We start from the raw sequence: 24,986 nt of genomic DNA, 5'->3' as shown, positions 1-24,986 counted from the left end.
GGCACCCCGAGGCGGCGATCGTCTCACTATTTTATTTTACCAGGGGCGAAAGCCGCCTCGGGGCCCGTCTCCTGCAGGACAACCGCATCCAGGCGGCGCTTCGCTCTGTCGTAAACTTGCCGTTTGCCTTATTCACAACCGCCCGCCACTCTATCCTTCAGGCAAATCAGCAGGATACAGGAGCGTTTCATGCAGGAATGGTGGCGCGGCGCGGTAATCTATCAGGTCTATCCGCGCTCGTTTCAGGACAGCAATGGCGATGGCATCGGCGATCTGCCCGGCATCATCAACCGGCTTGATCATATCGCCAGCCTCGGCGTCGACTGCATCTGGCTCTCGCCTATCACCCAAAGCCCGCAAGCTGACATGGGCTACGACGTGTCCGACTACACCGAGATCGATCGTATTTTCGGCTCGCTGCAGGATTTCGACTCGCTGGTCGAGCAGGCCCATGCGCGTGGGCTCAAGGTCATCATGGACCTGGTCATCAGCCATTCCTCCGACCAGCACCCCTGGTTCCAGGAATCGCGCCTCAGCCGCACCAATCGCCGCGCCGATTGGTATGTCTGGGCCGATGCCCTCAAGGATGGCTCCCCGCCCAATAACTGGCCGGCTGTCTTCGGCGGCCGCGCCTGGGAATGGAACCCGACCCGCGGCCAGTATTACCTACACAATTTTCTCGCCAGTCAGCCCGACCTGAACTTTCACAACCGCGAAGTGCAGGACCAGATGCTGGACATCATGCGCTTCTGGCTCGAGCGCGGCATCGATGGCTTCCGCATGGATACCGTCAATTACTACTTCCACGACAGCAAGCTGCGCAACAACCCGCCCAATCGCGAGCTGGGCGAGCATCTGCCCTATGCCGTCAACCCCTACGACATGCAGGAGCATAAATACTCCAAGAGCCAGCCCGAGAACGTCGCCTTCCTCAAGCGCGTCCGCGCCCTGCTCGACAAATTCCCCGGCGCCACCACCGTCGGCGAAGTCGGCGACTCGCACAAATCGGTGCCCCTGATGGCAGAATACACCTCGGGCGGCGACAAGCTGCACATGTGCTATTCGTTCGATTTCCTGGGCCACGAGTTCACCGCCGCCCATTTCCGCACCCGCATCGAGCAGTTCTTCAAGGCCGGCCCGGACGGCTGGCCATGCTGGAGCTTTTCCAACCACGACGTGCCCCGCCACATGACGCGCTGGGCGCCCCACAGCCTCAACGCCGCCGATCTCGGCCGCCAGGCGGCGGCGCTCGTGCTCAGCCTCAAGGGCTCGGTCTGCCTCTATCAAGGCGAGGAACTGGGCCTTCCCGAAACCGATCTCCTGTTCGAGGAATTGACCGATCCGCGCGGCATGCGCTTCTGGCCCGAGGACAAGGGCCGCGACGGGTGCCGCACCCCCATCCCCTGGGACGCGGGGGAAGCGCCCAATGGCTTCACCACCGGCCGCCCCTGGCTGCCGGTCAAGCCGGCGCAATCGGCGCTCAACGTAGCCGGCCAGAACGCCGATCCGGATTCGACGTTGGCCTTCTACCGCCGCATCCTGGCCTGGCGCCGCACCCACGCGATGCTCGCCCACGGCGATATCGAGTTCTTCCGCACCGCCGAGCCCATCCTGGCCTTCCGCCGCCTTGGCGAAACCGGGGCGATCACCTGCGTGTTCAATCTCTCGCCCGAACCGCGCAAGGTCACCCTCACCGGCCTGCCGGAGGGTGCCCCGCTCGATCCCATGTCGCACAACGCTACTCTGACGCGTCGCACCGTTTCTCTGGGCGCCAATGGCTACGCGTTCCTCGCCCTGCCGCCGGATGCCCCGGCGATCAAGGTCCGGTCGGCCTGATGGCTAGAAGGGGATCGGCCGATAACCGTTTGGCTCGAAGAACTGCATGGTCTCGCCACCATCGGGCTGGCGAACATAGGCGCGGATGCACCCGCTCCAGCGCTCGACCCGCGTCGCATCGATCCCGCGCTGGCGCAGCGCCGTCAGATCGCGCTCGTTGCGCTCGGCTTCGGGATCGCTGCGGTCTTCGAAGAAGAAATTCTCGAAGTCCGGCTTGTTGTCCGCACAGAACGCCGGCGCGGCAAATGCCGGTCCTGCCGTCAACGCCAACATCATGGCACCGCTCAACATTACACACAATTTCATCGTCAGATCTCCTGTTGCGTCACTGTCGCGCCAGATTGTGGCAGGCTTAAGCGCTCCCGCCTGCGAATGATCACCACCACCAGGGGAATGGCGAACGTGAGCAGCAGGAGGCGGATGACGTGATGGGCCGCGATAAACGCCGTGTCATATCCCAGCGCCACGCCCAGCGCGCCCATGCCTTCCAGAGCACCGGGCGACAGTCCCAGCCAGATCTGCCCGAACGGCATGTCGACCACAAGGCTCACCAAAAAAGCAATCGCGGTGACGATGGCCACCGTCATCGCCGTGGCGATCACCCCGCCCACTGCCGCCCCGACCAGTTCGCGCCGCGAAATGCCCGCAAAGCGCGACCCGATCACCGCCCCGGTCAAGACGAATGTCAGCACCGTCAGGACCGGCGGCATGCTGGCGGTATAAAGCCCGCCCAGCTTGGCCGCCGTCGCCGCTGCCATCGCCCCCAGCACGAACCCTGCCGGCACCTTGAGCCGCAGGAACACCAGCCCCACCACCCCGCACCCCGCCGCCAAGGCCAGCAATTCCCAGCCGTTCAGCGTCGTGGCCGGCCCGGTCGGCGCAAAATGCGCGATCGGCAGGAACAAGGCCCCCACCGGCACGCAGATGGTCAGGAGCATCACCCGGATCACCTGGATAATGACGATTTGCCGCGCATTGCCCACCCCCGCCGAGGCCATGCTCATCACGAACGACAAATGGCCGGGAAAGGAACTGAGATAGGCCGTGCCCGCATCCAGCCTGAACAGCCGCGTCAGCATCCACCCCGTCGTCGCAATGATCACCGCCAGCTCGATCACCAGCCCCGCAAGGCTGATCGGCCAGCTCGGAACCAGCGCCAGGCTGTCCGGCGCCACGCTCGCGCCCATCGACATGCCGACCAACAAAAACGACAGGTCCCGCACCCGGTCGGGCAAGTGCACCGGCATGCCGCCGACGGCCGCACCCGCGACCGCCAGCGCCCCGCCCATCAGCCATCCGGCCGGCAGGCTCAAGCCATTGGCCACGGCCCCGCCTGCCGCCGAAACCAGCAGCGTCGCGATCGTCAACAGTGTGGTGCGCTGCCAGCCCGGCCGGGCTAGAGGGGCAGGGCCCGTTCCGCCAGTCTTACCCAATAGCTTGTCCCGAGCGGAATCGCTTCGTCATTGAAATCATAATTGTCGGTATGCAGCTCAGCGCTATCGCCATTGCCGAGGAAAATATAGGCCCCCGGCCGTTGCTCCAGCATAAAAGAAAAATCCTCCCCGGCCATCGATGGCGCCACATCGCGGTCCACCTTGTCCACCCCCGCCACCTCGGCCGCTATAGTGGCGGCAAAGGCCGTCTGCTGCGGCCAGTTCATGGTTACGGGGTAGCCGCGCAGATAATCGCAGCGCGCCTTTGCCCCGAAGCTTGCGGCAAACTGGGGCACGAAGGTTTCGAGCTTGTTCTGGATGAAGTCCTGCACCGCGCCGTCCAGCGTGCGCACCGTGCCCTTGAGCCGGGCGCTGCGCGGGATCACGTTGTCGGCGTCCCCCGCTTCCATCACCGTCACCGAAACCACTGCGCTCGCCAGCGGATCGACATTGCGCGACACCAGGGTCTGCAGCGCGCCGATCAATTGGCCCGCGATCACCACCGGATCGATCGTGCTGTGGGGGCGCGCCGCGTGACCGCCCAGCCCCTCGATCTCGATGCTGAACCGGTCGGTTGCCGCCATGATCCCACCCTCGCGGATGCCGAATTGCCCCACCGGCATGCCCGGCCAATTGTGCATGCCATAGACTTCGCCGATGCCGAACCGCTCCATCAGCCCGTCGGCGACCATCTCGCGCCCGCCCGCCCCGCCTTCTTCGGCCGGCTGGAAGATCACCGCGACCGTGCCGTCGAAATTGCGCGTTTCCGCCAGGTATTTCGCCGCGCCGAGCAGCATTGCCGTATGCCCGTCATGCCCGCAGGCATGCATTTTGCCCGCGATTTGGCTGGCATAGTCCGCCCTGGTCTTTTCGGTGATGGGCAGCGCGTCCATGTCCGCCCGCAGCCCGATCGTGCGGCCGCTCTGGGTGGTGCGCCCCTTGATGATGCCGACCACCCCGGTCCGGCCCATGCCGCTGATCACGGCGTCGCAGCCGAACGCTGTCAGCAGCGCCTCCACCTTGCCCGCCGTGCGCTCCACTGCGAACAGGATTTCGGGATGCGCGTGCAGGTCCCGTCGCCATCCGGTGATTTCGGCGTGCAGATCGGCAATGCGGTTCACGATAGGCATGGATTGCTCAAAGCACCTGTCTTGGGTCAGTGTCGCTGCCCCAACCGCGTCCGTCAACCGTGGCGCGCGCTTGGCTGGCGTGTTTCAAGGCCACGCCTGGGGCGAAACGCGATGGACTTTCCGGCCTGCCCGCCTATAAAGGCGGCGGTTTCCGTTCCCTTCCAAACGCACAAGTTCTTCATGTTCGATACCCTGACCAAGGCTCCCGGCGACAAGATCCTGGCCCTCATGGGCGAATTCGCCGCCGACACGCGCTCGACCAAGATCGATCTCGGTGTCGGCGTTTACAAGGACAAGCAGGGCGTCACCCCCATCATGTCCGCTGTCAAAAAGGCCGAAGCACGCATCCTGGCCACCGCCAGGACCAAAACCTATCTGGGCATTGCCGGCAACAAGGGCTTTGGCGCTGCCGTGCTTGACCTGGCCATTGCCGATACGCTTGATCGCAGCGGGGTCCGCATTGCCCAGGCCCCCGGGGGCACCGGTGCGCTCTGGGTGCTGATGCAATTGGTCAACCGCGCCCGCCCCGGAGCCACCATCCACCTGTCGGACCCGACCTGGCCCAATCACAACCCCATCGCCGAAAATGCGGGCCTCGAGGTCGCGACCTATCCCTATTTCGACACCGAAACCCGCGGCGTCCGGTTTGCCGACATGCTGGCCGCGCTCGACCGTCTCGGGCCCGATGATGTCGTGCTGCTCCATGGTTGCTGCCACAATCCCACCGGCGCCAATCTTTCCGATGCGCAGTGGGACCAGATCGCCTTAAGCCTTGCCCGCACCGGCGCGCTGCCTTTGATCGATCTGGCCTATCTCGGCTTCGGCGACGGCCTCCTCCAGGACTCCTACGGCACCCGCAAGGTTATCGCTGCCGTCCCCGAAGCGCTGATCGCGTTTTCCGGCTCCAAGAATTTCGGCCTGTATCGCGAACGCATCGGCGCCGCCATCGTGGTTGCGCGTGATGCCGCGCAGGCCGATATCATCAATTCCCAACTACTCAACATCATTCGCTCCAGCTACTCCCAGCCGCCCGATCATGGCGCTGAAATCATCCGCGTCATTCTCGAGGATGCCGAACTGCGCGCCGAATGGGAAACCGAGCTCGATGCCATGCGCAACCGCATGATCGGTCTCCGCGCCAAGCTTGGCGATGCCATCCGCCAACGCTCCAATGCCACCGATTTCGACTTCATCGCCGCCCATCGCGGCATGTTCTCGCTGCTGGGACTGCCAAATGCCGTCGTCGAGCATTTAAAAGCCACCAACGGTGTCTATATGATCGGTGACAGTCGCATCAATGTCGCCGGCATCCCCGAAGATCGGGTCGGCGATCTGGCGGACGCCATACTGGCAGCCATCAAATAACGCGGTTCGGACAGCTTGCAGCCCATAAAGCGCGTGCTACATCTTTGGTCCAGCGCGCATGACACAGCCATTTAGGAGGGAATAATGAAGTTCTTTGTCGATACTGCGGAAATCAAGGACATCAGGGAGCTTCACGAGGCCGGTCTGGTGGATGGCGTCACCACCAATCCCTCGCTCATTGCCAAGTCCGGCCGCGATTTCAAGGAAGTCGTCCGCGAAATCTGCGCCGTCACGCCCGGCCCGGTCTCTGCCGAAGTCGCTTCGCTCGAATATGACGGCATGATCGCCGAAGGCGAAGTCCTCGCCGCCTTGGCCGAAAACGTCGTCGTCAAGCTCCCGCTGACCCTGGCCGGCCTCAAGGCCACCAAGACCTTCATGGAACGCGGCATCAAGACCAATGTCACGCTCTGCTTTTCGGCCAATCAGGCCTTGCTCGCCGCCAAGGCCGGCGCCACCTATGTCTCGCCTTTCCTCGGCCGCCTCGACGATATCAATCTCGATGGCGTCGAGCTGATCGAAAATATCCGCCAGATCTACGACAACTACAATTTCGAGACGCAAATCCTGTCCGCCTCGATCCGCACCCCCAATCACGTGACCCAGGTCGCCCTGGCCGGCTCCGACGTCGCCACCATGCCCCCAGCCGTCATCCGCAAACTGGCCGAGCACCCCCTGACCAATGCCGGCATCGAAGGCTTCCTCAAGGACTGGAAAGCCACGGGTCAGTCGATCCTCTAGGCCTCCGCAGCCTTAACAAACTCGGTGTCACCCCGGCGCAGGCCGGGGCCCATCCTGAGATTTCAAGATGGATCCCGGCCTTCGCCCGAGATGACACCGTGAACGCGGCAACGCCCGATCCAGACAGGGGCAAACCATGGCCGACCCCAACCTCGCCGCCGCCATCAAAGCCGCTCTTGCCAGCGTCGACATCCCCGGCGGCGGCGCCCTGTCCGGCTATGCCGGCCTGTCCGAAATCATCGTCACCACCAGCGCCGTCGCTTTCGCCATCGCCGTGGCCCCCGGCATGGAAGCCGCCTTCGGCCCAGCCCGCGAAGCCGCCCAGGCCGCTGCAGCCACTGTCGCTCCCGGCCGCAAGATCATGGTCTCGCTGACCTCCGACAAAGCCCCACCCGCCACTGGCCAGGCAGCCGCCCAGGGCCGCTCCGGTCCCGCTCCCAAATCGCCCGTTTCCGGCGTCAAGCACATCGTCGCCGTCGGCTCCGGCAAGGGCGGCGTCGGCAAATCCACCGTCGCCGTCAATCTCGCTTTGGCCCTGCAAGCCGAAGGCCTGCGCGTCGGCATGCTCGATGCCGATCTTTACGGACCGTCCATTCCCAAATTGCTCGGTCTTGAAGGCAAGCCCGCCGTGCGCGCCGATGGCATCTTCATCCCCCATGACGCCTTTGGCATCAAAGCCATGTCGATCGGCTCCATGCTCAATCCGGACCAGGCCGTCGTCTGGCGCGGCCCGATGGCGACCTCGGCGCTGCGTCAACTGCTGCGCGAAACCGATTGGGGCGATCTCGACATTCTGGTTATCGACCTGCCCCCCGGCACCGGCGACATTCATATCTCGCTGTTCCAGCAGGCCGAGGTGACGGGTGTCGTCATCGTCTCCACCCCCCAGGAACTCGCACTGATCGATGCCAAAAAAGCCATCGACATGCTGCGCCGCCTCAACGTGCCTCTGCTTGGCCTCGTCGAAAACATGAGCTATTTCATCGCTCCCGACACCGGCAGGCGCTACGACATCTTCGGCACCGGCGGTGCCGAAACGGCAGCCAGCAGCCTCGATATGCCCTTCCTCGGCGCCATTCCCCTGGTCATGACGATCCGCGAAACCTCCGACGGCGGCCAACCCGTCGTCGTCTCCGATTTCGCCGGCCCCGAAGCCCAGGCCTTCACCACCATCGCCCGCCGCATTCTGGCGGGCACGCCGGCCCTGCGAACGTGACCTTGGCAAAGGCAAGGCATTCCTTAAACTCGTTCGATCACCAAGGTGCCGAGCAAGATCGCGACCATAGAGCGCGATGATGCCGAATGGCTTGGACAAATTTCGTCCGCGCAGTTGCACCAGGTCACCCTGGTCCTGTGGCGCCAACTCGCATCACCGTAAAAATTAATCCCCCGGAACCAGCACTGTGCTAGAACATTAACAGAACAGTTCTTGTGAGGTTCTCTATGTCCACCACGCCAAATCCCAAGCTTGCCGACCAGCCCAATTCCAATCTCGAAAAGGATCCCGACGATTGGACCACCGGTGACGAACCGATGACCGGCGCGCAGACGTCCTATCTCAAGACCTTGAGCGAGGAGGCCCACCAGCCCGACCAGTTCGCCGACGATCTGAGCAAGGCCGAAGCCTCCAAGCGCATCGACGCGCTGCGTCAGGCAATGGGTCGCTGATTTTGTCTGCAATGGGCTTTGGCGCCGTTCCTGCTGGTGCTATTGACGCACGAGCAACCACCGGAGCGCGCTGATGTCGATGACCATGATGACCGAGCCCAGGCACGAACCTGAGCTCGAAACCGATGCCGATTGGTGGCGCGGCGCGGTGATCTACCAGATCTATCCGCGCTCCTTCCAGGATCAGAACGGCGATGGCGTCGGCGATCTGGTCGGGGTCACCAGCCGGCTCGATTACGTCAAGGATCTGGGGGTCGATGCCATCTGGCTGTCGCCGGTCTTCACCTCCCCGATGAAGGATTTTGGCTACGACGTCTCCAACTACCGCGACATCGATCCCAGCTTCGGCACGCTAGAGGATTTCGATCATCTGGTGCAAAAGGCCCATTCGCTGGGCCTTAAGGTGATCATTGATCAGGTGATCTCCCACTCTTCGGACCGGCACGCCTGGTTTTCCGAAAGCCGCTCCTCGCGCACCAATGCCCGCGCCGATTGGTATGTCTGGGCCGATGCCAAGCTCGATGGCACCCCACCCAACAACTGGCTCTCCATCTTCGGCGGCTCCGCCTGGGCCTGGGACAGCCGGCGCATGCAATATTACCAGCACAATTTCCTGGTCTCGCAGCCCGATCTCAACTTTCACAACGCCGACGTGCAGGATGCCTTGCTGGGCGAAATGCGTTTCTGGCTCGAGCGCGGCGTCGATGGCTTTCGCCTCGATACCGTCAATTTCTACTTCTGTTCGCTTGGGCTCGAAAACAATCCTGTCGTCCGCGCCGAGGACTTCAACGCCTCCACCGCACCCGCCGTCAATCCTTACAATTTTCAGGAACACATCTACGACAAGTCCCGCCCGGAAAATCTGGGCTTCCTCAAGCGCCTGCGTTCTCTGATGAACGAATATCCCGGCAAGACCACCGTCGGGGAAATCGGCGACAGCCAGCACCAGCTTGAGATCATGGCCCAATACACCTCGGGCGACGATCATCTGCACATGGCCTATACGTTCGACTATCTTGGCGGCGAGTTCTCCGCCGAGCATTTCAAGACCTCGATCGCCGCGACCGAAGCCAAGGCGCCCGATGGCTGGATTTGCCTGGCCTTCTCCAACCACGACGTCGTGCGCCATGTCAGTCGCTGGGCCGTCCACGGCCAGGAAGCCGCCTTCACCCGCCTCGCCGTTACTTTGATCCTGGCCATGCGCGGCTCGGTCTGCCTGTACCAGGGCGAAGAGCTTGGCCTCAAGGAAGCCGAATTGTCCTTTGCCGATCTGGTCGATCCTTACGGCATCGAGTTCTGGCCCGAGTTCAAGGGCCGCGACGGTTGCCGCACGCCCATGGTCTGGCAAACCCATGTCCGCAACGGCGCCTTCTCCACGGCCGAGCGCACCTGGCTGCCCGTTCCTGCCGAACACCTGACCCATGCCGTCGATACCCAGGACAAGCTCGAAGGCTCCGTGCTCGAGTTCTACCGCGCCATGCTCACCTTCCGTAAGCTCAACCCGGCCCTGGCCAAGGGCGAGATTACCCTGCTGGACTCGACCGGCGATATCCTCGCCTTCACCCGCAACCATGGCAACGAGCGCGTGCTCTGCGTTTTCAACATGGGCGCTGAATCGGAGGAATTCGTCATCCCCCCGGGCCTTACCCCCCACGGCCTCGACTGCCCCGGTGTCACCGCCGCCCCCATGGACGGCGGCATCGACCTGGAGCCCTTCGGCAGCTACATCGGCCGGCTGGAATAGTGCCACGCCCTCGTGGTTCGAGGCTCGTGAAGAACTCGCGCCTCACCATGAGGGCTACTTTGGAATCGCGCTACCAGTAGCCCTCACCGCGGGGCTACCAGTAGCCCTCATGGTGAGGTGGGAGCGCAGCGACCCTCGAACCACGAGGGCGTGGCCCGCTTACCCCACCTCCGGCAACCGCGCCGCGACCAAATCCCGCGTCAATTGGTGTTGCGGCCGGCTGAATATCTCACTGGGCTTGCCTTCCTCCACGATCCGCCCCGCCTCCATCACCAGCACCCGGTCGGCCATGGCGCGCACCATCTCCAAATCGTGGCTGATCACCAGGTAGGTCAGCCCGAATTGCGCCCGCAGCCGCGCCAACAGCGCCAGCACCTCCCCGCGCACCGATACGTCCAGCGCCGACACCGGCTCATCCAGCACCAGCAGCCTGGGTCTGGTGACCAGTGCCCGTGCGATCGCCAACCGCTGCCGCTGTCCCCCGGAAAACTCGTGCGGATAGCGCCCCAGCATTTCCCGGCTCAGCCCGACTGCCTCCACCGCCTCGATCATCCGTTCCGCCCGCGCCCCGCCGTCGAGCCGCTCCAGCCGCAGCGGCTCGCCGACCGATTGAGCGATGGTCAATCGTGGATCAAAGCTGCCGAACGGATCCTGGAACACCAGCGATATGTCGCGCCGCCGCGCCTTCGGCAGGTCATGGCCATGATAGGCTTCCCCGGCAAAAACCATGTCGCCGCTGCTCGCCTGATCCAGCCCGACGATGATCTTGGCCAGCGTGGTCTTGCCGCATCCCGATGGCCCCACCAGCGCCACGCACTCCGCCGTGCCCACAGCAAAACTGACATCATCCACCGCCCGCAACGGCTTGCCGGCAAACGGCCAGAGGCCGCCCTGCCGATAGACCCGGCTGACGCCACGCACCTGCAACAGCGTCTCGCCAGCCGTCGACCGGTCCGCCGACGGCAGCTCGAACCGCGATGCGGCAACCAGCTTTTGCGTATACGGCTGCTTAGGCGCACCCAAAACATCTCGTACCCGCCCCGTTTCCACCAGCAGCCCATCGTGCATCACCGCCACCCGGCTGCACAGCCAGGCCACCGCTTTCAGGTCATGGCTGATAAACAGCAGCGCCATCTGCCGCCGCGTGCAGATTTCCGCGATCAGGTCGAGCACCCGCCTCTGGGTAATCAGATCCAGCGCCGATGTCGGCTCGTCGGCGATCAGGATGTCCGGCTGGCTGGCCAGTGCCATGGCGATCATCACCCGCTGCCGCTGCCCGCCAGAGAGCTGGTGCGCAAACCGCTCGCCATGGCGCAGCTCCAGCCCCACCTCCTTGAGCAGGTTCGGCACTTCGATCTGCGGCGCGCTCGCCACCGCATTGATCCGGATCGCCTCCTCGATTTGTTCATCTACCCGCATCAGCGGATTGAGCGCCGTCATCGGCTCCTGGAACACCATGCCGATGCGCTTGCCGCGCAGGCGTGCCATTTCGCGCTCGGAGCGGGGCAGGGGCACACCATCGATCTTGATCGATCCACTGACCGCAGCGCCCTCCGGCAGCAACCCCGTGATCGCTAGTGCCGTCAGCGTCTTGCCCGATCCGCTTTCCCCCACAATGCCGAAGCGCTCTCCGCGCTCCAGGCTCACTGCCATGTCCGCCAGTACGGTCTTGGCCCCAAACCGCACCGTCAGCCCGTCAACCTCAAGCAGCATGGCGCTGCATTCCCTCTGCCTTGAGACGCGGATCGATCGCATCGCGCAGCCCGTCGCCTGCCAGGTTGAGCGCAATGACAATCAAGACGATACAAAACCCCGGCACCAGCGTCAGCCAGGGATGGAGCAGGAACACGCTCTGCGCCTCGCGCAGCATCAGCCCCAGGCTGGTTGCCGGCGGCTGCGTCCCGAGCCCGATATAGCTCAGCCCCGCCTCTGCCAGAATGCCGAGCGACAGCTGGATCGTGCCCTGCACGATGATCAGGCTCAATATGTTGGGCAGCAGATGCCGATAGGCGATCGCCACATTGCCCAGCCCCGCCAGCCGCGCCGCCGCCACGAAATCCAGTGTCGTCAGGCTCATTGCCCCGCCCCGCGCCACCCGGGCAAAGATCGGAATATTGAGAACGCCGATGGCGATGATGGCGTTGATCGCGCCCGGTCCATAAAGCGACGTGATCAGGATGGCCACGATCACGGCAGGAAAAGCGAATACGAAGTCGGAAAACCGCAGCACCAGCCATTCCAGCGGCCCCCCCCATGCCACTGCCGCAAGGCCCAGCGGCACGCCAATACCGCCGCCGATCGCCACCGCCACCGCCGCCACCACGAAGCTGGTCAGCGTTCCCGACATCACCAGGCTCGCCAAGTCCCGCCCCAGATTGTCCGTGCCCAGCCAGTGAGTCGCGCTGGGTCCCATGAACCGGCTGCCGATATCGATGGCATCGATGGGGTAGGGCGTCCACACCAGCGATGTCAGCGCCAATAGGGTGAACACCAGCGTCGCCGCCAGCCCTAGCCACAGGCTGGAATGCGTCCATAACATCTGGGCCCGCCTCATCGGCGGCCCCCGTCCCGCAGGCGCGGGTCGACGAGCCCCGAAAGCAGGTCCACCACCAGCATCACCACCGTCACCGCCACGATCAAAACGATCACCGCCCCGCGCACCAGGATCAGGTCGCGCTCCGAAATCGCCGTGGAGATCAGCCGCCCCAGCCCCGGCAGGTAGAACACATTCTCCACGATGATCGTGCCGGCCACCAAGAACGCGAACTGCAACCCCAAAATCGTCAATACCGGCAGCAGCGCATTGCGCACGCCATGCCGCCAGACGGCCTCGCCCATGGTCAGGCCCTTGGCGCGCGCCGTGCGAATGAAGTCCTGCCCCTGCACGTCCACCAGGGCCGTGCGCATCACCCGCGCCAGGATCGAGGCCTGTGGCAAGGCCAGTGCCAGGCTGGGCAGGATCAATCCTCGCAACGCCTGGGCCGCATCTTCGTCCCAGGGCGTGAACCCGCCCGGCGGCAGCCAGCGCAGACCAACCGCAAACGCCAGCGTCAGCAGCATTCCAAACCAGAAATTGGGTATCGCCACGCCCAGCTGCGCCAGAACCATGATACCGGTGTCGGGCACTCGCCCGCGCATCCGTGCGGCGAAAATGCCCAGCGGCAGGCCGACCAGCATTGAAATGATCATGGCAAACACCGCCAGCGGCAACGTCACCGCCAGCCGCTCCGCAATCAGTTGCGCCACTGGCGCGCCCTGCGTGTAGGATATCCCGAGATCGCCTCGCAGCATGCCGCCGATCCAGCCCAGCAAGCGCGCATGCGCCGGCGCGTCGAGCCCCAATTGCACCCGCAACTGCGCCACCGCCTCGGGGCTCGCATTGATCCCCAAAATGAACTGCGCCGAATCGCCCGGCAGCAGATCCAGCAGGTAAAAAATCGCCGCCGCCGCCACCAGCAGGGTCACGGCAAAGCCGACGAAACGCTTGAGGATGAAGAGGGTCATCGGGCAGGCGCCGGCAGATAGGTGCTAACCGGCCTCCAGCCCTTGGCCCCTCCCCACAACAGGGCGGGAGACGATGAGGCCGCTTGAACGATACTGGTGGCTACAAAGACCGATCGGGAGGGCCTGCTCCCCCGTCGTGGGGGAGGGATAAGCTGGGGGGGCTTAGTCACCCCCGTGGTGTTGAGCCTAACCTCAATCCACCCAATGGATATCCCGCAACACCAGTCCTTCGATCGGCGAATTCTGCCACATGCCCTCGAGCTTGGCATTCCACACGCCGGTCTGCGCCAGCTCGAACAGATAGCCGTTGACCGCGTCGTTGGCGATGATGGTCTGGGCCTCGATGGCCAGCTCTTTGCGTTTGGCCTCGTCGGTCGTACCATTCAGCGTCTCGATCAGGGCCTGAAACTGTGGATTGTCGTAGCCGAAATAGTAGTCGGGATTGGCGTAATTTCCTATGTCGAACGGCTCGACATGGCTGATGATGGTCAGATCGAAATCCTTGTTGGCGTAAACATCGTCCAGCCATTGGGCAAATTCGATGTTGATCAGCTCCAGCTTGATGCCCACCTTGGCGAACTGCGACGCGATGATCTGCCCGCTCAGTTGCGCATAGCCGACCGGCGGCAATTTCAGCGTGGCGCTGAACCCATCCGGATATCCTGCTTCGGCCAGCAGCGCCTTGGCTTTTTCCGGATCGAAGGGATAGGTGCCGGTCAGATCGACATAATAGGGATTGTGCGGCGCAAAGGCGCTGCCGATCGGGGTGCCATAGCCATAGGTCGCGCCATCGATGATGGCCTTGCGGTCCAGCGCATGCGCCATCGCCTGGCGCACCTTGAGATTATCGAACGGCGGCTTCTTGTTGTTGGTCGCCAGGATCGTCTCGCCTTCGGTCGTGCCCACCAGCACCTTGAACCGCGGATCGCTCTCGAACACGGCCAGCGCCTCGGGCGCAAAATTATTGGTGCCGTCGATATCTTCGGCCAGCAGCGCATTGGTCACTGTGGCCGTATCGCTGATGAACACGAAACTGGCCTTGGTCAACGCCACCGGCCCGCCCCAATAAGGACCGTAGGCTTCCAGCACCACGCGGCTGCCCTTGTCCCATTGCACGAAGCTGAACGGCCCGGTGCCGATAGGGTTGGTCGCGTTGTTGGCCGCGCTTTCGGGGGCCACGATGACCGCATCGCCACGCCCGATATCGAACAGGAACCGGCCCACCGGCTTACTCAGCGTGAACTCCACCGTCAGCGGGTCGATCACCGTCACGCTCGTGATCACCGCGTAAAATTCCTTGTGCGCATTGACGCTGTCGGGCGCCGCTATCCTGTCGAAGCTGAACTTGACGTCTTCGGCATCAAAGCTGGTGCCGTCGTGAAACGTCACGCCGTCGGCCAGCTTGAACACATAGGTCAAACCATCGTCCGAAATCGTCCATGACGTGGCCAGCCCCGGCTGCACCGCGCCGTTCTGGTCGATGCGGGTCAGGCCTTCAAAAATGTTCTGATAGACCACGATATCGATGGCCTCGGCCGCCCCCGCCGTCGGATCGAGCGTTGGCGGCTCCAGTGCCACGCCGATGCGGATTTCGGTCGGCGCCGCCCAGGCCATGCCCATCGACGCCGTCATCAGCACCAATGCCAGGCCCAGGCCGCCAATCAACTTGCCCATAGTCAATCTCCAAAGCTGCGACGGCCGGTGTCCGCACCGTCCTGATCGCTCGACGATATAACGGATCGCCACCGAGATGGCAGCAACGCTGTACATCATACCTTGCTAAAACAACTCTGCCCGGCAGCAATAGTCTGCGCGGCTTTGTCCGGCATGGCAGTTACTCCACCAGATCGGCCGGGATCAACAATGAAAACAGCAGGCCCTGCGCCCCGGCAGGATCGACCGATAGCGAGAACGCGTTGACAGCCAGCAGCGAGCGCGTCAGGGCCAGTCCCACGCTGGATCGCACCGGCGCCAACATGCGCCCGTCCCGTCCGGTGCCGTCGCGAAACACCACGAAGCGCTCGGCCAGGTCCACCGCATTGGTCGAGCTGTCGCGCACATGCACCGAAATTCCGCCGCTCTCTTCGAGCTGCGCGGAAATCACCACCGCCCCACCGCTTGGCGTCTGGTCGATCGCACTCGCCAACAGGTTCAGCACCGCCTGCGCCAGCGAGGCGCGGTCCGCCGTGACCCTGGGCAGGTTTTCCGCAATGGCATTGCGTACGATCACCCGCGCATTGCTGGCCTGGTGCCGGATGCGCACGACGCAGCTTTCCAGAAGGCCGGTCAACTCGATGCTCGCGCGTTGCGGCAGATAGCGCCCGTCGCGCAGCCGGGTGAAATCGTCCAGCTCGTCTACCAGCGCCGCGATCTCGTGGCCGGCGGCAGCGATGTCATTGGCATAGCTCTCGTAGCGCGCGTTATCCAGCGCCCCGAAGGCCTCCGAGCGGATCAGGTCGGAAAACCCGATAATGGTATTGAGCGGCCGCCGCACACCCCGGCTGATCCGCGCCAGCAGCGCCGGATCGGCTTCCACTGGCCCCGAAAGCTGGATCGGCGCATGGCGTTCGGGCCGGTGCACGAAGCCGAAATAGCCGGTCACCGTGCCGGCCTGCCCTTGCGCAAACAGCAGCACCTCGGCCGCGCCTTGCGCGCTGCGCAGGCTGACGCAGGGCCGAGCGGTTTCGGCAAAACGCGCCGGCCGTTCGAGAAATTCCTGCAGGGCCGTCAAATCCTGCTGTGCCACCACCTGGCTCAGTGCCACTCCGGTCAACGCCGCCTCGTTCTGCCCCAGTAAAGCGACCGCCTTGCCGTTGATCGCGCTGATCACGCCGCCGCGGTTGGTTTCCAGAAAGCCATCGCCGCGCGTTTCGGCAAAGCTCTCGGCAAACGCGCGCACGGCGCCTTCATGCCCGGTGCGCACTTCGGTCGCGCTCGCCGACAGCATCAGGGCCGGGCGACCCTGCCACGAGATCGATTGGAGCCGCGCCGTCACCGGCACCAGCGTGCCGTCGCGCTGCACCAGGTGGTTCACCGGTCCGGCTTGTTGTGTGTCGGGACCTGCCGCCGGAAACACCGACGACAACCCCCCCGCGCGCAGGTTTTCCACCGAATCATAACCCACCATCCCCGTGATCGCCCGGTTGGCGAACAGGATCTGTTGGTCGCGAAACACCAATATGCCCAGCGGCAGCCGGTTCAGCACCAGCGTTTCACCACCCAGATTGACCAGGGCGCCCATCGTCGCCGGTGGCTCCACCGGCTTGGGCAGGCTCGGTTGCGGCGCCGTTTCGCCCACCCGGTCATTGAGGATGCGCGACAGCTCATCGAAATTATAGCGCGATACCCGTTCCACGGTGTCGCTGTCCGGCACGCCACCGCTCGGCCCGAGCGCCTTGAGCGCCGCCGCGACGGCGTCCATCTCGGCCTGGCTTGGCCGGACGTCATCCAGTTCCTCAGGCACCTCGTCTTCTGGCTTGAACGCCTCGTCCAGGCGCTCCAGATCGCCCAGGTCCGCTTCGGCGTCGCTGATCCGCGCTTCGCCGGCGCGCGTCAAGCCGCGCCCCGTGACCCGGAACAATCGCCGCGGCGCCTCGTCTGGCAGCGGGTCTTCCGGCGCTGGTTCACCGGCCGGTTCTGTCGCCGCAATCTCGCGTCGCTCGTCCAGCGGCGTATACAGCAGATTGTCTGCCGCCAGCCGGTCCACCAGGCTCGACAGCCGGCTCAGCACCGGCGCCGGTGTCGCGCTGGCTTGGGGTGTCACAATGTCTTCCGTCGCCTTAACGGCGCCGTCGTTCGCCTCGTCCGCGTGCGCCACCGTCGCATAGGCCTGGTCTTGATCAAGCCCGCGCCAGCTTTCCAGCTCGCGCTCATAGGCATGATCGTCCGTCTCGATCGCCGCGCCCGGGGCATTGGGCTCCTCCGGCACCAGATCTTGAGCTGGTACCGTCTCGATCACCTGTGCCTCTGCCAACGCTTCCGGTTCGCCGCCCTTGCGTGCCTTTTCCGCCGCCAGAAGGATTTCCGGCTCGATCGGATCGACCCCCACGATCAGCAATGCGGGTTGGCCGTCCTGCCACGGCAGTGGCGTCACCGCGCAGGTGCTCGATGCCGGCTTGTCGCCCGCCAGGAACTGGATGCGCGCCAGGCTGCTTCGTCCCGCCGATCCCAATCGTATGGTGCGCGCGACCTGCCCCTTGATCGGCACGGCCGGCGGCGCCAGCTTGAGGCCATGCTTTTTCAGCTTGGCCAGGAACAGATGCGCGGCGTCGTTTTGCCAGATCAGCGCTTGTCCGTCCTGCGCCCACAACCAGGCCGGGCGTGAGTCCCCTTCATGCTGCTGCACGCGGCGGGCGCTCGGCGATGTCATCCACTCAGCGTCCATGAAAGTCCAAAACCCGATCCGACGCTACTGATGACCACTGGCGAGCCATGGATGTGCCAGCCTGGCACATTGCTCCAACAAACTTTACGATTTCTCAATATAGTGCGTGCATCGGCCGGTCCATAGCCGGGCGCTTGCCGAACGCCCTCAAACCTCGGGATGGTTAAGCGCGCAAGGCTTGCAGCCTCTTGCACCACGCTCGGCTATCCTTACGGCAAGCTGCAAATGGGTGCTTGTCATCTTGGGGAACTCAACCTATGTTCCGGCCGTTTTCGGGGGTAAGCCAAGCCGCCGCCAAACAGTCGTGCCGCCTTAGCTCAGTTGGTTAGAGCGCTAGATTGTGGATCTAGAGGTCCTCGGTTCGATCCCGAGAGGTGGTACCATTCCCCGCCGCGCTGGTGCCGTCCATCGTCGCCTGGAAGCCCCGAACCGTTTCCACGGTTCTCGGCTCCGGCCCATATTGGCCACTGTCCCAGCCTTGGCCCGTTTCCCAGTCCAGCTCCAGCACCCCTTCGGCGCCGCTATAGCGTAACGTGCGGTCGCCGATCAGCTCCAGCCTCGCAGCGGCGATCTCGGCCCGGAACCGCGCCGCGTCCCGGTGCGGGCAGGCCACCACTGCCCAGCCCGCCTTCGTGCCATCGGCGCGCCATTCACGGCCCGTCGCCGGCCCGCGCGTCACCATCGCCAGCTCGGCGGTACACAGCAGCGCCGCCAACCCATCGCCTGCCTGCAGCACCAGCCGGCCCAGCCCGGCCTCCACTGTAATGACCTCCGCCGCGACATAGGCGTGGGTGAACGGCAACCGTGGCTGCGGTCCCAGATCATACAGCAACATCGCGACATTATCCCGCTGCGCCGCGCGCGGCAGCACACCATTGCCCGCCCAATAGGATGGGCGCTGGCTGCCCCAGGGATCGTCCTCGCCCGGATGGTTGATCCAGGCCCGCGCGAATGGATGCTGGGCGAACAGCAGATCCACCACATGCTGCTGGTGACCATAGCTGCCTGCCTTGGCCGCTGCGTTGGTGGACAATTGCAGATCGGCAGTCTTGAACAGATGCAGCCGTGCCGCCTCGCCAAAGCCTTGGCGAAACTGAGCCGTGATCGCCACGTCCGCCGCCGGCCAGGCCAGCCGGTCCAGGCCCTCGGGCGGCGCATAGCCGCTTGCCGCAAACTCCGGCAATGCGGCGACCCCGCGGTTCAGCCAACCGCGCCCCCAGGCCAGGGCCACAAATGGCGCCAGCTCGGTCAGCGGACCGGCGCGCAATTCCTTGTCATAGGCCCGGCCCATGCTGCCGGCCGGCACCCCTGCCGTGCTGTGCAGCGCGACGATGGTGAAGATGCGATCGCAGGCCGCGACCGCGCGCGCCGCCAGTTCCGGCGCGGCCAATTCCGCCAGCGCCAGAAGACCAACGAGGTCGACCGGGTAATAGGCCGCCGAGTTCCACTCGGCGAGCCCATCCTCCTCGATTGCATCGAACCATAGCCCGAGCCGCTGCGCCCCCAGCGTCCGCTGCTCGGCGCCGGTCCTGCCGGAAGCTGAAAACACGGCTTCGGGATAAAGCCCGCCCGCCAGCAGCTGCGACACATGAAAGCACAGCGCGTGGTTCTCGCTCCAGAACCACATGACGTCATTGCCCGGCTCGTCCACCCAATAGCGAAAGCCCAGGATGACGACCTGTGCCCGCTCTAGCAAATCGGCCGGAAAGGCCGAGCCGTAGCGCTCGATCGCCCAAAGCAGCGGCACCAGCACGAAGTCGCAGCAATCGTGCCGGGCCTCGATTATATCCAGCGTCCGCTCGACAATGGTGCGGAAGCGCTCGTCCAACGCGTGTCCGGCCGCCAGCATTGCCAGCGCCGTCCCCATCCGCAACTCGCCGTTCCGCGCCAGATAGTCGAGCACCAGCGCCTTGCGCTCTGGCAGATCTCCCTCAAGCCGCATCGGGCTGACCGATCGCAGCACCGCGCAGCCGATCGTGCGCTCCACGCTGGCAGTGCCGCTGCGCAACACCAGCGCGATCTGCACATAACCTTGCGGCACCGCGCGCGTGTCGCACAGATCGACGCCCGTCTGCCCCGGCGCCAGCGTCACGCTCGCTTCGATTAGCCCCGAGCGATCATGCGATGTCGATCCGATCCGCGCGGCAATGCTGACCGGCTCCGCTGCCGGTGTGTCGAACACCAGCCGGATCGGCCCCGTGCTGACCACTTCGCCGGCGCAACGCACCTCTTCCGCAAGCTGCGCCAGCCTCGCCGATCGGGTTGGCGCCGTCGTTCCCTGCAGGTTGGCGCCCACCGCGACATCGTCGATTTGCACCAGCTCGAAAAACCAGTCGGTGTCGCGCTCAGCCATGTCCTCGGTCAGCACCACCACTTCGCTGCCCGCTGCCCGCAGCGGCAGATGCACCACGCTGCTTTCCGTGCTGTTGCGGGTGAACGGCTCGAATCGCGCGGCCAACTGGCCATCCACCCAGATGTGAATGCCGCCGCGCGTGAACAGGCGAAACGAAACGAAACGGTCTGCCTGCGTCGTCAGCCAGGTGCGGCACCAGCGCTCCAGCCGCATCGGCGTATGGCAAAATTGCGAAAACGCCACTCGCCGGTTGGGCCCCGGCAGATACAACGCCTCCACCGCCCAGTCGCGCTCCAGCACGCGCTCGCGCGTCGCCACCTCCCGCCACGTTGCCACCCGGCAGGGCAGGTCCCCGACATCGACGAAACCGTTGACGTAGTGATAATGCTGCGGATCGTGCGCCGGCGCCGGCTCGCCCGCAAAATCGCGGGCAATGACAGCCGAAACTTGCCACGTCGCAAGGCTATCGCCTCGCCGCAGCGTTTGCAGGGCCTCCGTCATGGCTCAATCCTTGCTCATCGCCAAAAGGGAACCGGAACATGGCCCAGGCTTGCATCCTGCTCCCCTAAACGCCACCATCGTGCCGGTGCTGACACGTCCATCAGCGCCGCATACGTGACGCTCCAATTATCGCCCGCCTTTCGCACGATCTTCTTCCTGCCGATGACGCACCTCCATCATGCCGTGCCGAATACCTCCAAGGCAATCAAACCGGTGCGACGGCCAGCCTGAAATCATCATTGGGGCATGACCCGGGCCACCAATCAGCTCTGGTTACAGCGATTGAAACCTGAGGGTGACTGTCCGGTCACCTGCCAAAAGATAGGAAAACTAATGAGTGGCCCCCATCCGCTCTCCACCGACACGATGACCATCAGCCTGGTTGAGCGCACCCAAGCCCCTTCAATGATCGACATGGCCGGCCAGAACCTCACCACTATCGTGGACGGCGCTCTTGACATCGTGCCTGGCATGGCGTTACCCGCCGCCATCGCCCCGTCCCTGGTCCATGTCTTCGATCTTAACACCGGCGCGCGCCGCTAGCCGCTGCCATTGCACTGGAAATCCCATGACCCATCGTGCCGCCGCCGACCGTTATGAAACCATGCACTATCGCCACGCCGGGCGCTCGGGGCTGAAATTGCCCGCGATCAGTCTCGGGCTCTGGCAGAACTTCGGCGGCACGCGCGACTATCCCTCGGCATTCGAGATTTTGGGCGCAGCCTTCGATGCCGGCATTACCCATTTCGATCTCGCCAACAATTATGGCCCCCCTCCCGGAGCGGCCGAGGAATTGTTCGGCCAGGTGCTGGCGCGCGATTTCCGGCCCTATCGCGACGAACTGATCGTCTCGTCCAAGGCAGGCTACAACATGTGGGAAGGCCCCTATGGCGAATGGGGAAGCCGCAAGAACCTGATCGCCTCGGCCGATCAGAGCCTCAAACGTCTCGGTCTTAATTATGTCGACGTGTTTTATTCCCATCGCTTTGATCCCCGCACGCCCCTGGAAGAAACCATGGGCGCTCTGGCGACGCTCGTGGCGCAGGGCAAGACACTCTATGTGGGCATTTCCAATTATCCGGTCGAGCAGACCCGCCAGGCCCATGCCATCCTCGCCGGCCTGGGTGTGCCCTGCGTCTTGCATCAGCCCAGCTATTCCATGCTTAATCGCTGGATCGAGAACGACGGCACCATCGATGCCTGCGGCGAGTTGGGCATCGGCATGATCGCCTTTTCGCCTCTGGCGCAGGGCATATTGTCGGGCAAGTACAATACCGGCGATACCCAGGGGGCTCGCGGTACCTCCAACAATCCCTTCCTCAAGGCTGCCAATATCAAGCCCGAAACCCTGACCGCGATTGACGCCCTTGCCGCCATCGCCAGGGCTCGCGGCCAGACCTTGCCGCAACTGGCGCTGGCCTGGGTGCTGCGGCGCCCTGAAATGACCTCGGCGCTGATCGGGGTGCGCACACTGGCCCAGTTGCAGGACAATCTGGGCGCACTGGACAATCTGGCCTTCACCCAGGATGAGCGCGACGCCATTGCCCAATGCACCGCCCCCGGCATGATGGACGGCAAGCCCCGCTGGTAGCAGGGCAGGGGAACGAACTGGCCTATTGCGTCAGCCGCAGATAGGCCAGGTTCTCCCCGATATCGGCAAACACCGCCGCCAGCCCGGCGCCGGTGGTTGCCTCATAGGCCATCGACGGTTCCGAAGCGCAGTTCCGCATCAGGTTTCGCGCGCTCTGGGAGTCCACCACGTCGAAACCCACCGTATAGACCCGGATATTGGAGCCTTCGGCTTTCATCTGCTCGCACAATTCCTCGGCCTGGCTGTAGGCGCTGCCGTTGGGTGCATTGCAGTTGATTTGATTGTTGGTGTCGCCGCTGCCGGTGGTCGAGGACTGGCTGATCACGCCCCTGCAATAGACGCTGTTGAACTCGCCATCGGTCATCAGCACCACTGCCTTGAGCACGTTCGGCTTGCTCGCAGGTGCCGGCTGGCTATCGCTCGGCCAGGGCCCGGAGAAATTTGGCGACACCAGGTACCAGGACCAGGCCACCCCGGTATGGCCTGCCGTGGAGCCCCCGGCAACAAGCCCGTTGGCTACCGCATGCAGCGCGGTCTTGTCATCGGTCAGCGGCAGGATGGTGCTGGTTAGGCAGGGATTGCTCGAACTTGGATAATTGCGGCCCAATAGCGTCGTTGCGGGCGAAGCGTCATTGAAAGGATTGGTCGTCCGCTCGGTCACGCAGGTGCTGATCTGCTGGCGGCGATACCCGCCGTTTTTGTTCACGTAGTACTGATACTGGCAACCGGCCTGCACGCAGGCCGCCGTACCGCCCGAGCCGTAAGTGCCATAATCGGCGACGGTGCGGGAACTGCCGACCAACACAAAGCTATTGGCGGTGATCGATCCGACAGGCCAGACGAGAAACGAGCCTTGCGTGTCCCCGTTGGCATTGTTGTTCAGCAACTTCTGCTTGGCGTCGTTGGTGGCATTATTGGTATCTTTGAGGCCGTAAATATAAACATTGTCGTTATTGGCGAGCCCGTGACCGGCTGAAGTAACGGTTACTTCACAGGTTGAAATCAGGCACTCGATGGCTGTTCCGCTGGAATTGCTGTACGCGCCAAAATTGGTTCCGTTGGTGCTGGTCAGCTGATATCTGTTCGCGTCGAGCGTCGTCACGGTGAAGATCTTGTTGTTGATCTGTGTCATCCCGCCAACGCCGTTGATATAGACGCGGTCTCCGGTCGTGAACCCATGACCGCTGGAGGTGATGACCACCGGGTTGGCCTTTGTCGCACCTGTTATGGTCTTTGCGGTGCCGCTGGACCAGGCCGTTCCGGTAATGGCGGTCGGCGCCTTGATAGCGCCGCGGATGGTTGTCGCATAGGCGTTACCCACGTTGACCGCCATCGAATAGGGCACCACCGCCATTTTCGAATAGGTCGGGGTTTGCTCGTCCTGCACCACGATGTCGATCAACTGGTTCAACGCCGAACGCAACGCCGCCACCTTGGTCTGCGTCCTGCCGCCGGTGGACGAAACGGCGATCGTTTCATTCATCGATCCGGTAATGTCGACAGCCACTGCCACTTCGATATTGGTCGATCCGCGCGTCGCTTGCGAACTGATGCGAGCGCCCAATTGCGGCACACCCACCAGGCTCACGAACATGGTCGGCATTTCCACGCGCGCTTCCAGATAGAGCGATCCAACTTCGGGATCGATGGTGACCGCTACGACTTGCGCGGTGACCCGATCGTCATTGATCCGGTCCACCACCAGATCCTGGGCCTTGCTGCTGATCTGGGACTGCGGCATGTCGTAGATATCGCGTTGCAATGCCAGCGCTGCGGCGTCCAGCGCCACCTGTGCGCGATTGCGCACCTGTTCCACGCTGACGAAGTCGACCACGGCGCCACCCAGGGCGATCAGCACGATGGCCATGACCGCAAAGATCATCGCGAACACGCCGCGCTCGTCGGCGTGAAATTGCTTCAGCAGATTGATAAGGCAACCCATGACGCTGGCACCCAAAGTCGTCTAGCCCCGGATCAGGGCGAAACTACTGTGCTGGAAAATCCTTATGAAAGCACAACCACCTTCGTATAAAGTTTTACGCGCCCGTAAAGGTCTATGACATCTTCATTGGTCATGCGGATACAGCCCGATGAGACGTCCTGGCCGATGCTCCATGGCTCGGTCGTGCCGTGGATGCGATAGAGCGTCGAGCCGATATACAGCGCCCGCGCGCCCAGCGGATTGTCCGGTCCGCCCGCCATGTGGCGCGGCAATTCCGGCCGGCGCTTGAGCATTTCGGCCGGCGGCGTCCAGCCCGGCCATTCCGCCTTGCGCGTCACCTGATGCGTGCCGTGCCATTCAAAGCCCGCCTTGGCCACGCCGATGCCATAGCGCAGCGCGCGACCGTCCCCCAGCACGAAATACAGAAAATGACTGCGCGTATCCACCACGATTGTGCCGCTGCGCTCGGCGCTGTCATACGCCACCACCTGCCGCAGATACATCGGATGCACCTGCGTATTGGCATTCATCATCAAGGCATGGCGCGGCGGGCCCTTGCCGATGGTGATGCCCGGCGGTGGCGCATAAAGCCATGGCTGCGTCCGCGACGCGGCAAAGCCCGGCGCCATGGCCGCCCCCGACAGTACCAGCGCCAGCAAACCCCGGGCGGCAATACGCAAAAACATGACAGCACTCGCACTTCGATCACGCCGCAACTGTGATCCAAAATGGCCAACTTGGCGTGAAGCGGCATGGTTAGCGGCCGGCTAATACGCAAACGAAAACCGCGCCGATGT

General features: G+C 63.8%; 19 protein-coding genes and 1 tRNA gene. 9 read left to right on the top strand and 11 right to left on the bottom strand.

Translation table 11 applies throughout. From position 1 onward, the window contains the following. Positions 1-189 precede the first annotated feature (189 nt). Positions 190-1,836, top strand: a complete 1,647-nt coding sequence (locus ACFE8X_RS02470) for an alpha-glucosidase (RefSeq protein ID WP_375449845.1) — start codon at positions 190-192, stop codon at positions 1,834-1,836. 3 nt (positions 1,837-1,839) lie between these two features. Here ACFE8X_RS02470 and ACFE8X_RS02465 read toward each other — a convergent pair whose 3' ends face one another. Genes ACFE8X_RS02465 through ACFE8X_RS02455 form a run of 3 tightly spaced genes read right to left on the bottom strand, consistent with a single transcriptional unit; the run spans position 1,840 to position 4,399 of the window. Then, the gene (locus ACFE8X_RS02465; protein WP_375449844.1) at positions 1,840-2,142 is read right to left on the bottom strand and encodes a hypothetical protein; all 303 of its coding nucleotides are present in this window, start codon (positions 2,140-2,142) and stop codon (positions 1,840-1,842) included. Between the two features lie 2 nt (positions 2,143-2,144). Beyond that, on the bottom strand, positions 2,145-3,203 hold the full coding sequence (locus tag ACFE8X_RS02460; RefSeq protein WP_375449843.1) for an AbrB family transcriptional regulator: 1,059 nt from the start codon (positions 3,201-3,203) through the stop codon (positions 2,145-2,147). 29 nt (positions 3,204-3,232) lie between these two features. Further along, positions 3,233-4,399: a M20 aminoacylase family protein gene (locus ACFE8X_RS02455; RefSeq protein WP_375449842.1), complete on the bottom strand. Its 1,167-nt coding sequence runs from the start codon at positions 4,397-4,399 to the stop codon at positions 3,233-3,235. A gap of 180 nt (positions 4,400-4,579) precedes the next feature. Between ACFE8X_RS02455 and ACFE8X_RS02450 the strand changes: the two genes are divergently transcribed. The 5 genes from ACFE8X_RS02450 to ACFE8X_RS02430 all read left to right on the top strand — a co-directional run bounded on the left by ACFE8X_RS02450 (position 4,580) and on the right by ACFE8X_RS02430 (position 9,914). Beyond that, positions 4,580-5,764 carry an aromatic amino acid transaminase gene (locus ACFE8X_RS02450; protein ID WP_375449841.1) on the top strand — a complete coding sequence of 395 codons (1,185 nt, stop codon included), beginning with the start codon at positions 4,580-4,582 and terminating at the stop codon, positions 5,762-5,764. A gap of 84 nt (positions 5,765-5,848) precedes the next feature. Further along, a complete protein-coding gene (gene fsa / locus ACFE8X_RS02445; protein ID WP_375449840.1) occupies positions 5,849-6,502 on the top strand; it encodes a fructose-6-phosphate aldolase in 654 nt (217 codons plus the stop codon). Between the two features lie 136 nt (positions 6,503-6,638). Then, positions 6,639-7,718, top strand: a complete 1,080-nt coding sequence (locus ACFE8X_RS02440) for an Mrp/NBP35 family ATP-binding protein (RefSeq protein ID WP_375449839.1) — start codon at positions 6,639-6,641, stop codon at positions 7,716-7,718. Between the two features lie 227 nt (positions 7,719-7,945). Then, positions 7,946-8,170 (top strand): DUF3072 domain-containing protein, encoded by a 225-nt coding sequence (locus tag ACFE8X_RS02435; RefSeq protein ID WP_375449838.1) that lies wholly within the window; start codon positions 7,946-7,948, stop codon positions 8,168-8,170. Positions 8,171-8,249: 79 nt separating this feature from the next. Beyond that, positions 8,250-9,914: an alpha-glucosidase gene (locus ACFE8X_RS02430; protein WP_375449868.1), complete on the top strand. Its 1,665-nt coding sequence runs from the start codon at positions 8,250-8,252 to the stop codon at positions 9,912-9,914. 159 nt (positions 9,915-10,073) lie between these two features. On the opposite strand, the gene ACFE8X_RS02425 is transcribed toward ACFE8X_RS02430, so the two are convergent. The 5 genes from ACFE8X_RS02425 to ACFE8X_RS02405 all read right to left on the bottom strand — a co-directional run bounded on the left by ACFE8X_RS02425 (position 10,074) and on the right by ACFE8X_RS02405 (position 17,787). Then, positions 10,074-11,627, bottom strand: a complete 1,554-nt coding sequence (locus ACFE8X_RS02425) for a dipeptide ABC transporter ATP-binding protein (RefSeq protein ID WP_375449837.1) — start codon at positions 11,625-11,627, stop codon at positions 10,074-10,076. Further along, positions 11,617-12,453, bottom strand: coding sequence for an ABC transporter permease (locus tag ACFE8X_RS02420; RefSeq protein WP_375449836.1), 837 nt, complete (start codon positions 12,451-12,453; stop codon positions 11,617-11,619). The genes ACFE8X_RS02425 and ACFE8X_RS02420 overlap by 11 nt, the downstream gene beginning before the upstream one ends. 11 nt (positions 12,454-12,464) lie before the next feature. Continuing rightward, a complete protein-coding gene (locus ACFE8X_RS02415) occupies positions 12,465-13,418 on the bottom strand; it encodes an ABC transporter permease (protein ID WP_375449835.1) in 954 nt (317 codons plus the stop codon). A 192-nt stretch (positions 13,419-13,610) separates the two neighbouring features. Further along, positions 13,611-15,092, bottom strand: coding sequence for an ABC transporter substrate-binding protein (locus ACFE8X_RS02410; protein WP_375449834.1), 1,482 nt, complete (start codon positions 15,090-15,092; stop codon positions 13,611-13,613). A 160-nt stretch (positions 15,093-15,252) separates the two neighbouring features. Then, entirely contained in the window at positions 15,253-17,787 is a 2,535-nt protein-coding gene (locus ACFE8X_RS02405) for a histidine kinase dimerization/phospho-acceptor domain-containing protein (RefSeq protein WP_375449833.1), read from the bottom strand. A 321-nt stretch (positions 17,788-18,108) separates the two neighbouring features. Here ACFE8X_RS02405 and ACFE8X_RS02400 point away from each other — a divergent pair. Then, positions 18,109-18,185: transfer RNA gene (locus ACFE8X_RS02400), tRNA-His, on the top strand. Here the strand turns inward: ACFE8X_RS02400 and ACFE8X_RS02395 are convergent. Then, positions 18,149-20,656, bottom strand: a complete 2,508-nt coding sequence (locus ACFE8X_RS02395; RefSeq protein WP_375449832.1) for a hypothetical protein — start codon at positions 20,654-20,656, stop codon at positions 18,149-18,151. The genes ACFE8X_RS02400 and ACFE8X_RS02395 overlap by 37 nt on opposite strands. Positions 20,657-20,989: 333 nt before the next feature. Between ACFE8X_RS02395 and ACFE8X_RS02390 the strand changes: the two genes are divergently transcribed. Next, on the top strand, positions 20,990-21,199 hold the full coding sequence (locus ACFE8X_RS02390) for a hypothetical protein (RefSeq protein ID WP_375449831.1): 210 nt from the start codon (positions 20,990-20,992) through the stop codon (positions 21,197-21,199). A gap of 25 nt (positions 21,200-21,224) precedes the next feature. Beyond that, positions 21,225-22,247 carry an aldo/keto reductase gene (locus ACFE8X_RS02385; protein WP_375449830.1) on the top strand — a complete coding sequence of 341 codons (1,023 nt, stop codon included), beginning with the start codon at positions 21,225-21,227 and terminating at the stop codon, positions 22,245-22,247. A gap of 22 nt (positions 22,248-22,269) precedes the next feature. Here ACFE8X_RS02385 and ACFE8X_RS02380 read toward each other — a convergent pair whose 3' ends face one another. Together ACFE8X_RS02380 and ACFE8X_RS02375 are read right to left on the bottom strand one after the other, a co-directional pair. Continuing rightward, entirely contained in the window at positions 22,270-24,189 is a 1,920-nt protein-coding gene (locus ACFE8X_RS02380) for a ubiquitin-activating E1 FCCH domain-containing protein (protein WP_375449829.1), read from the bottom strand. A 62-nt stretch (positions 24,190-24,251) separates the two neighbouring features. Further along, positions 24,252-24,875: a L,D-transpeptidase gene (locus tag ACFE8X_RS02375; protein WP_375449828.1), complete on the bottom strand. Its 624-nt coding sequence runs from the start codon at positions 24,873-24,875 to the stop codon at positions 24,252-24,254. Positions 24,876-24,986 lie beyond the last annotated feature (111 nt).

Source organism: uncultured Devosia sp., from assembly GCF_964244875.1.
GTDB lineage: Bacteria > Pseudomonadota > Alphaproteobacteria > Rhizobiales > Devosiaceae > Devosia.
Note: the sequence above shows the minus strand (reverse complement) of the source record. Positions and strands in the feature narration are given on the sequence as shown.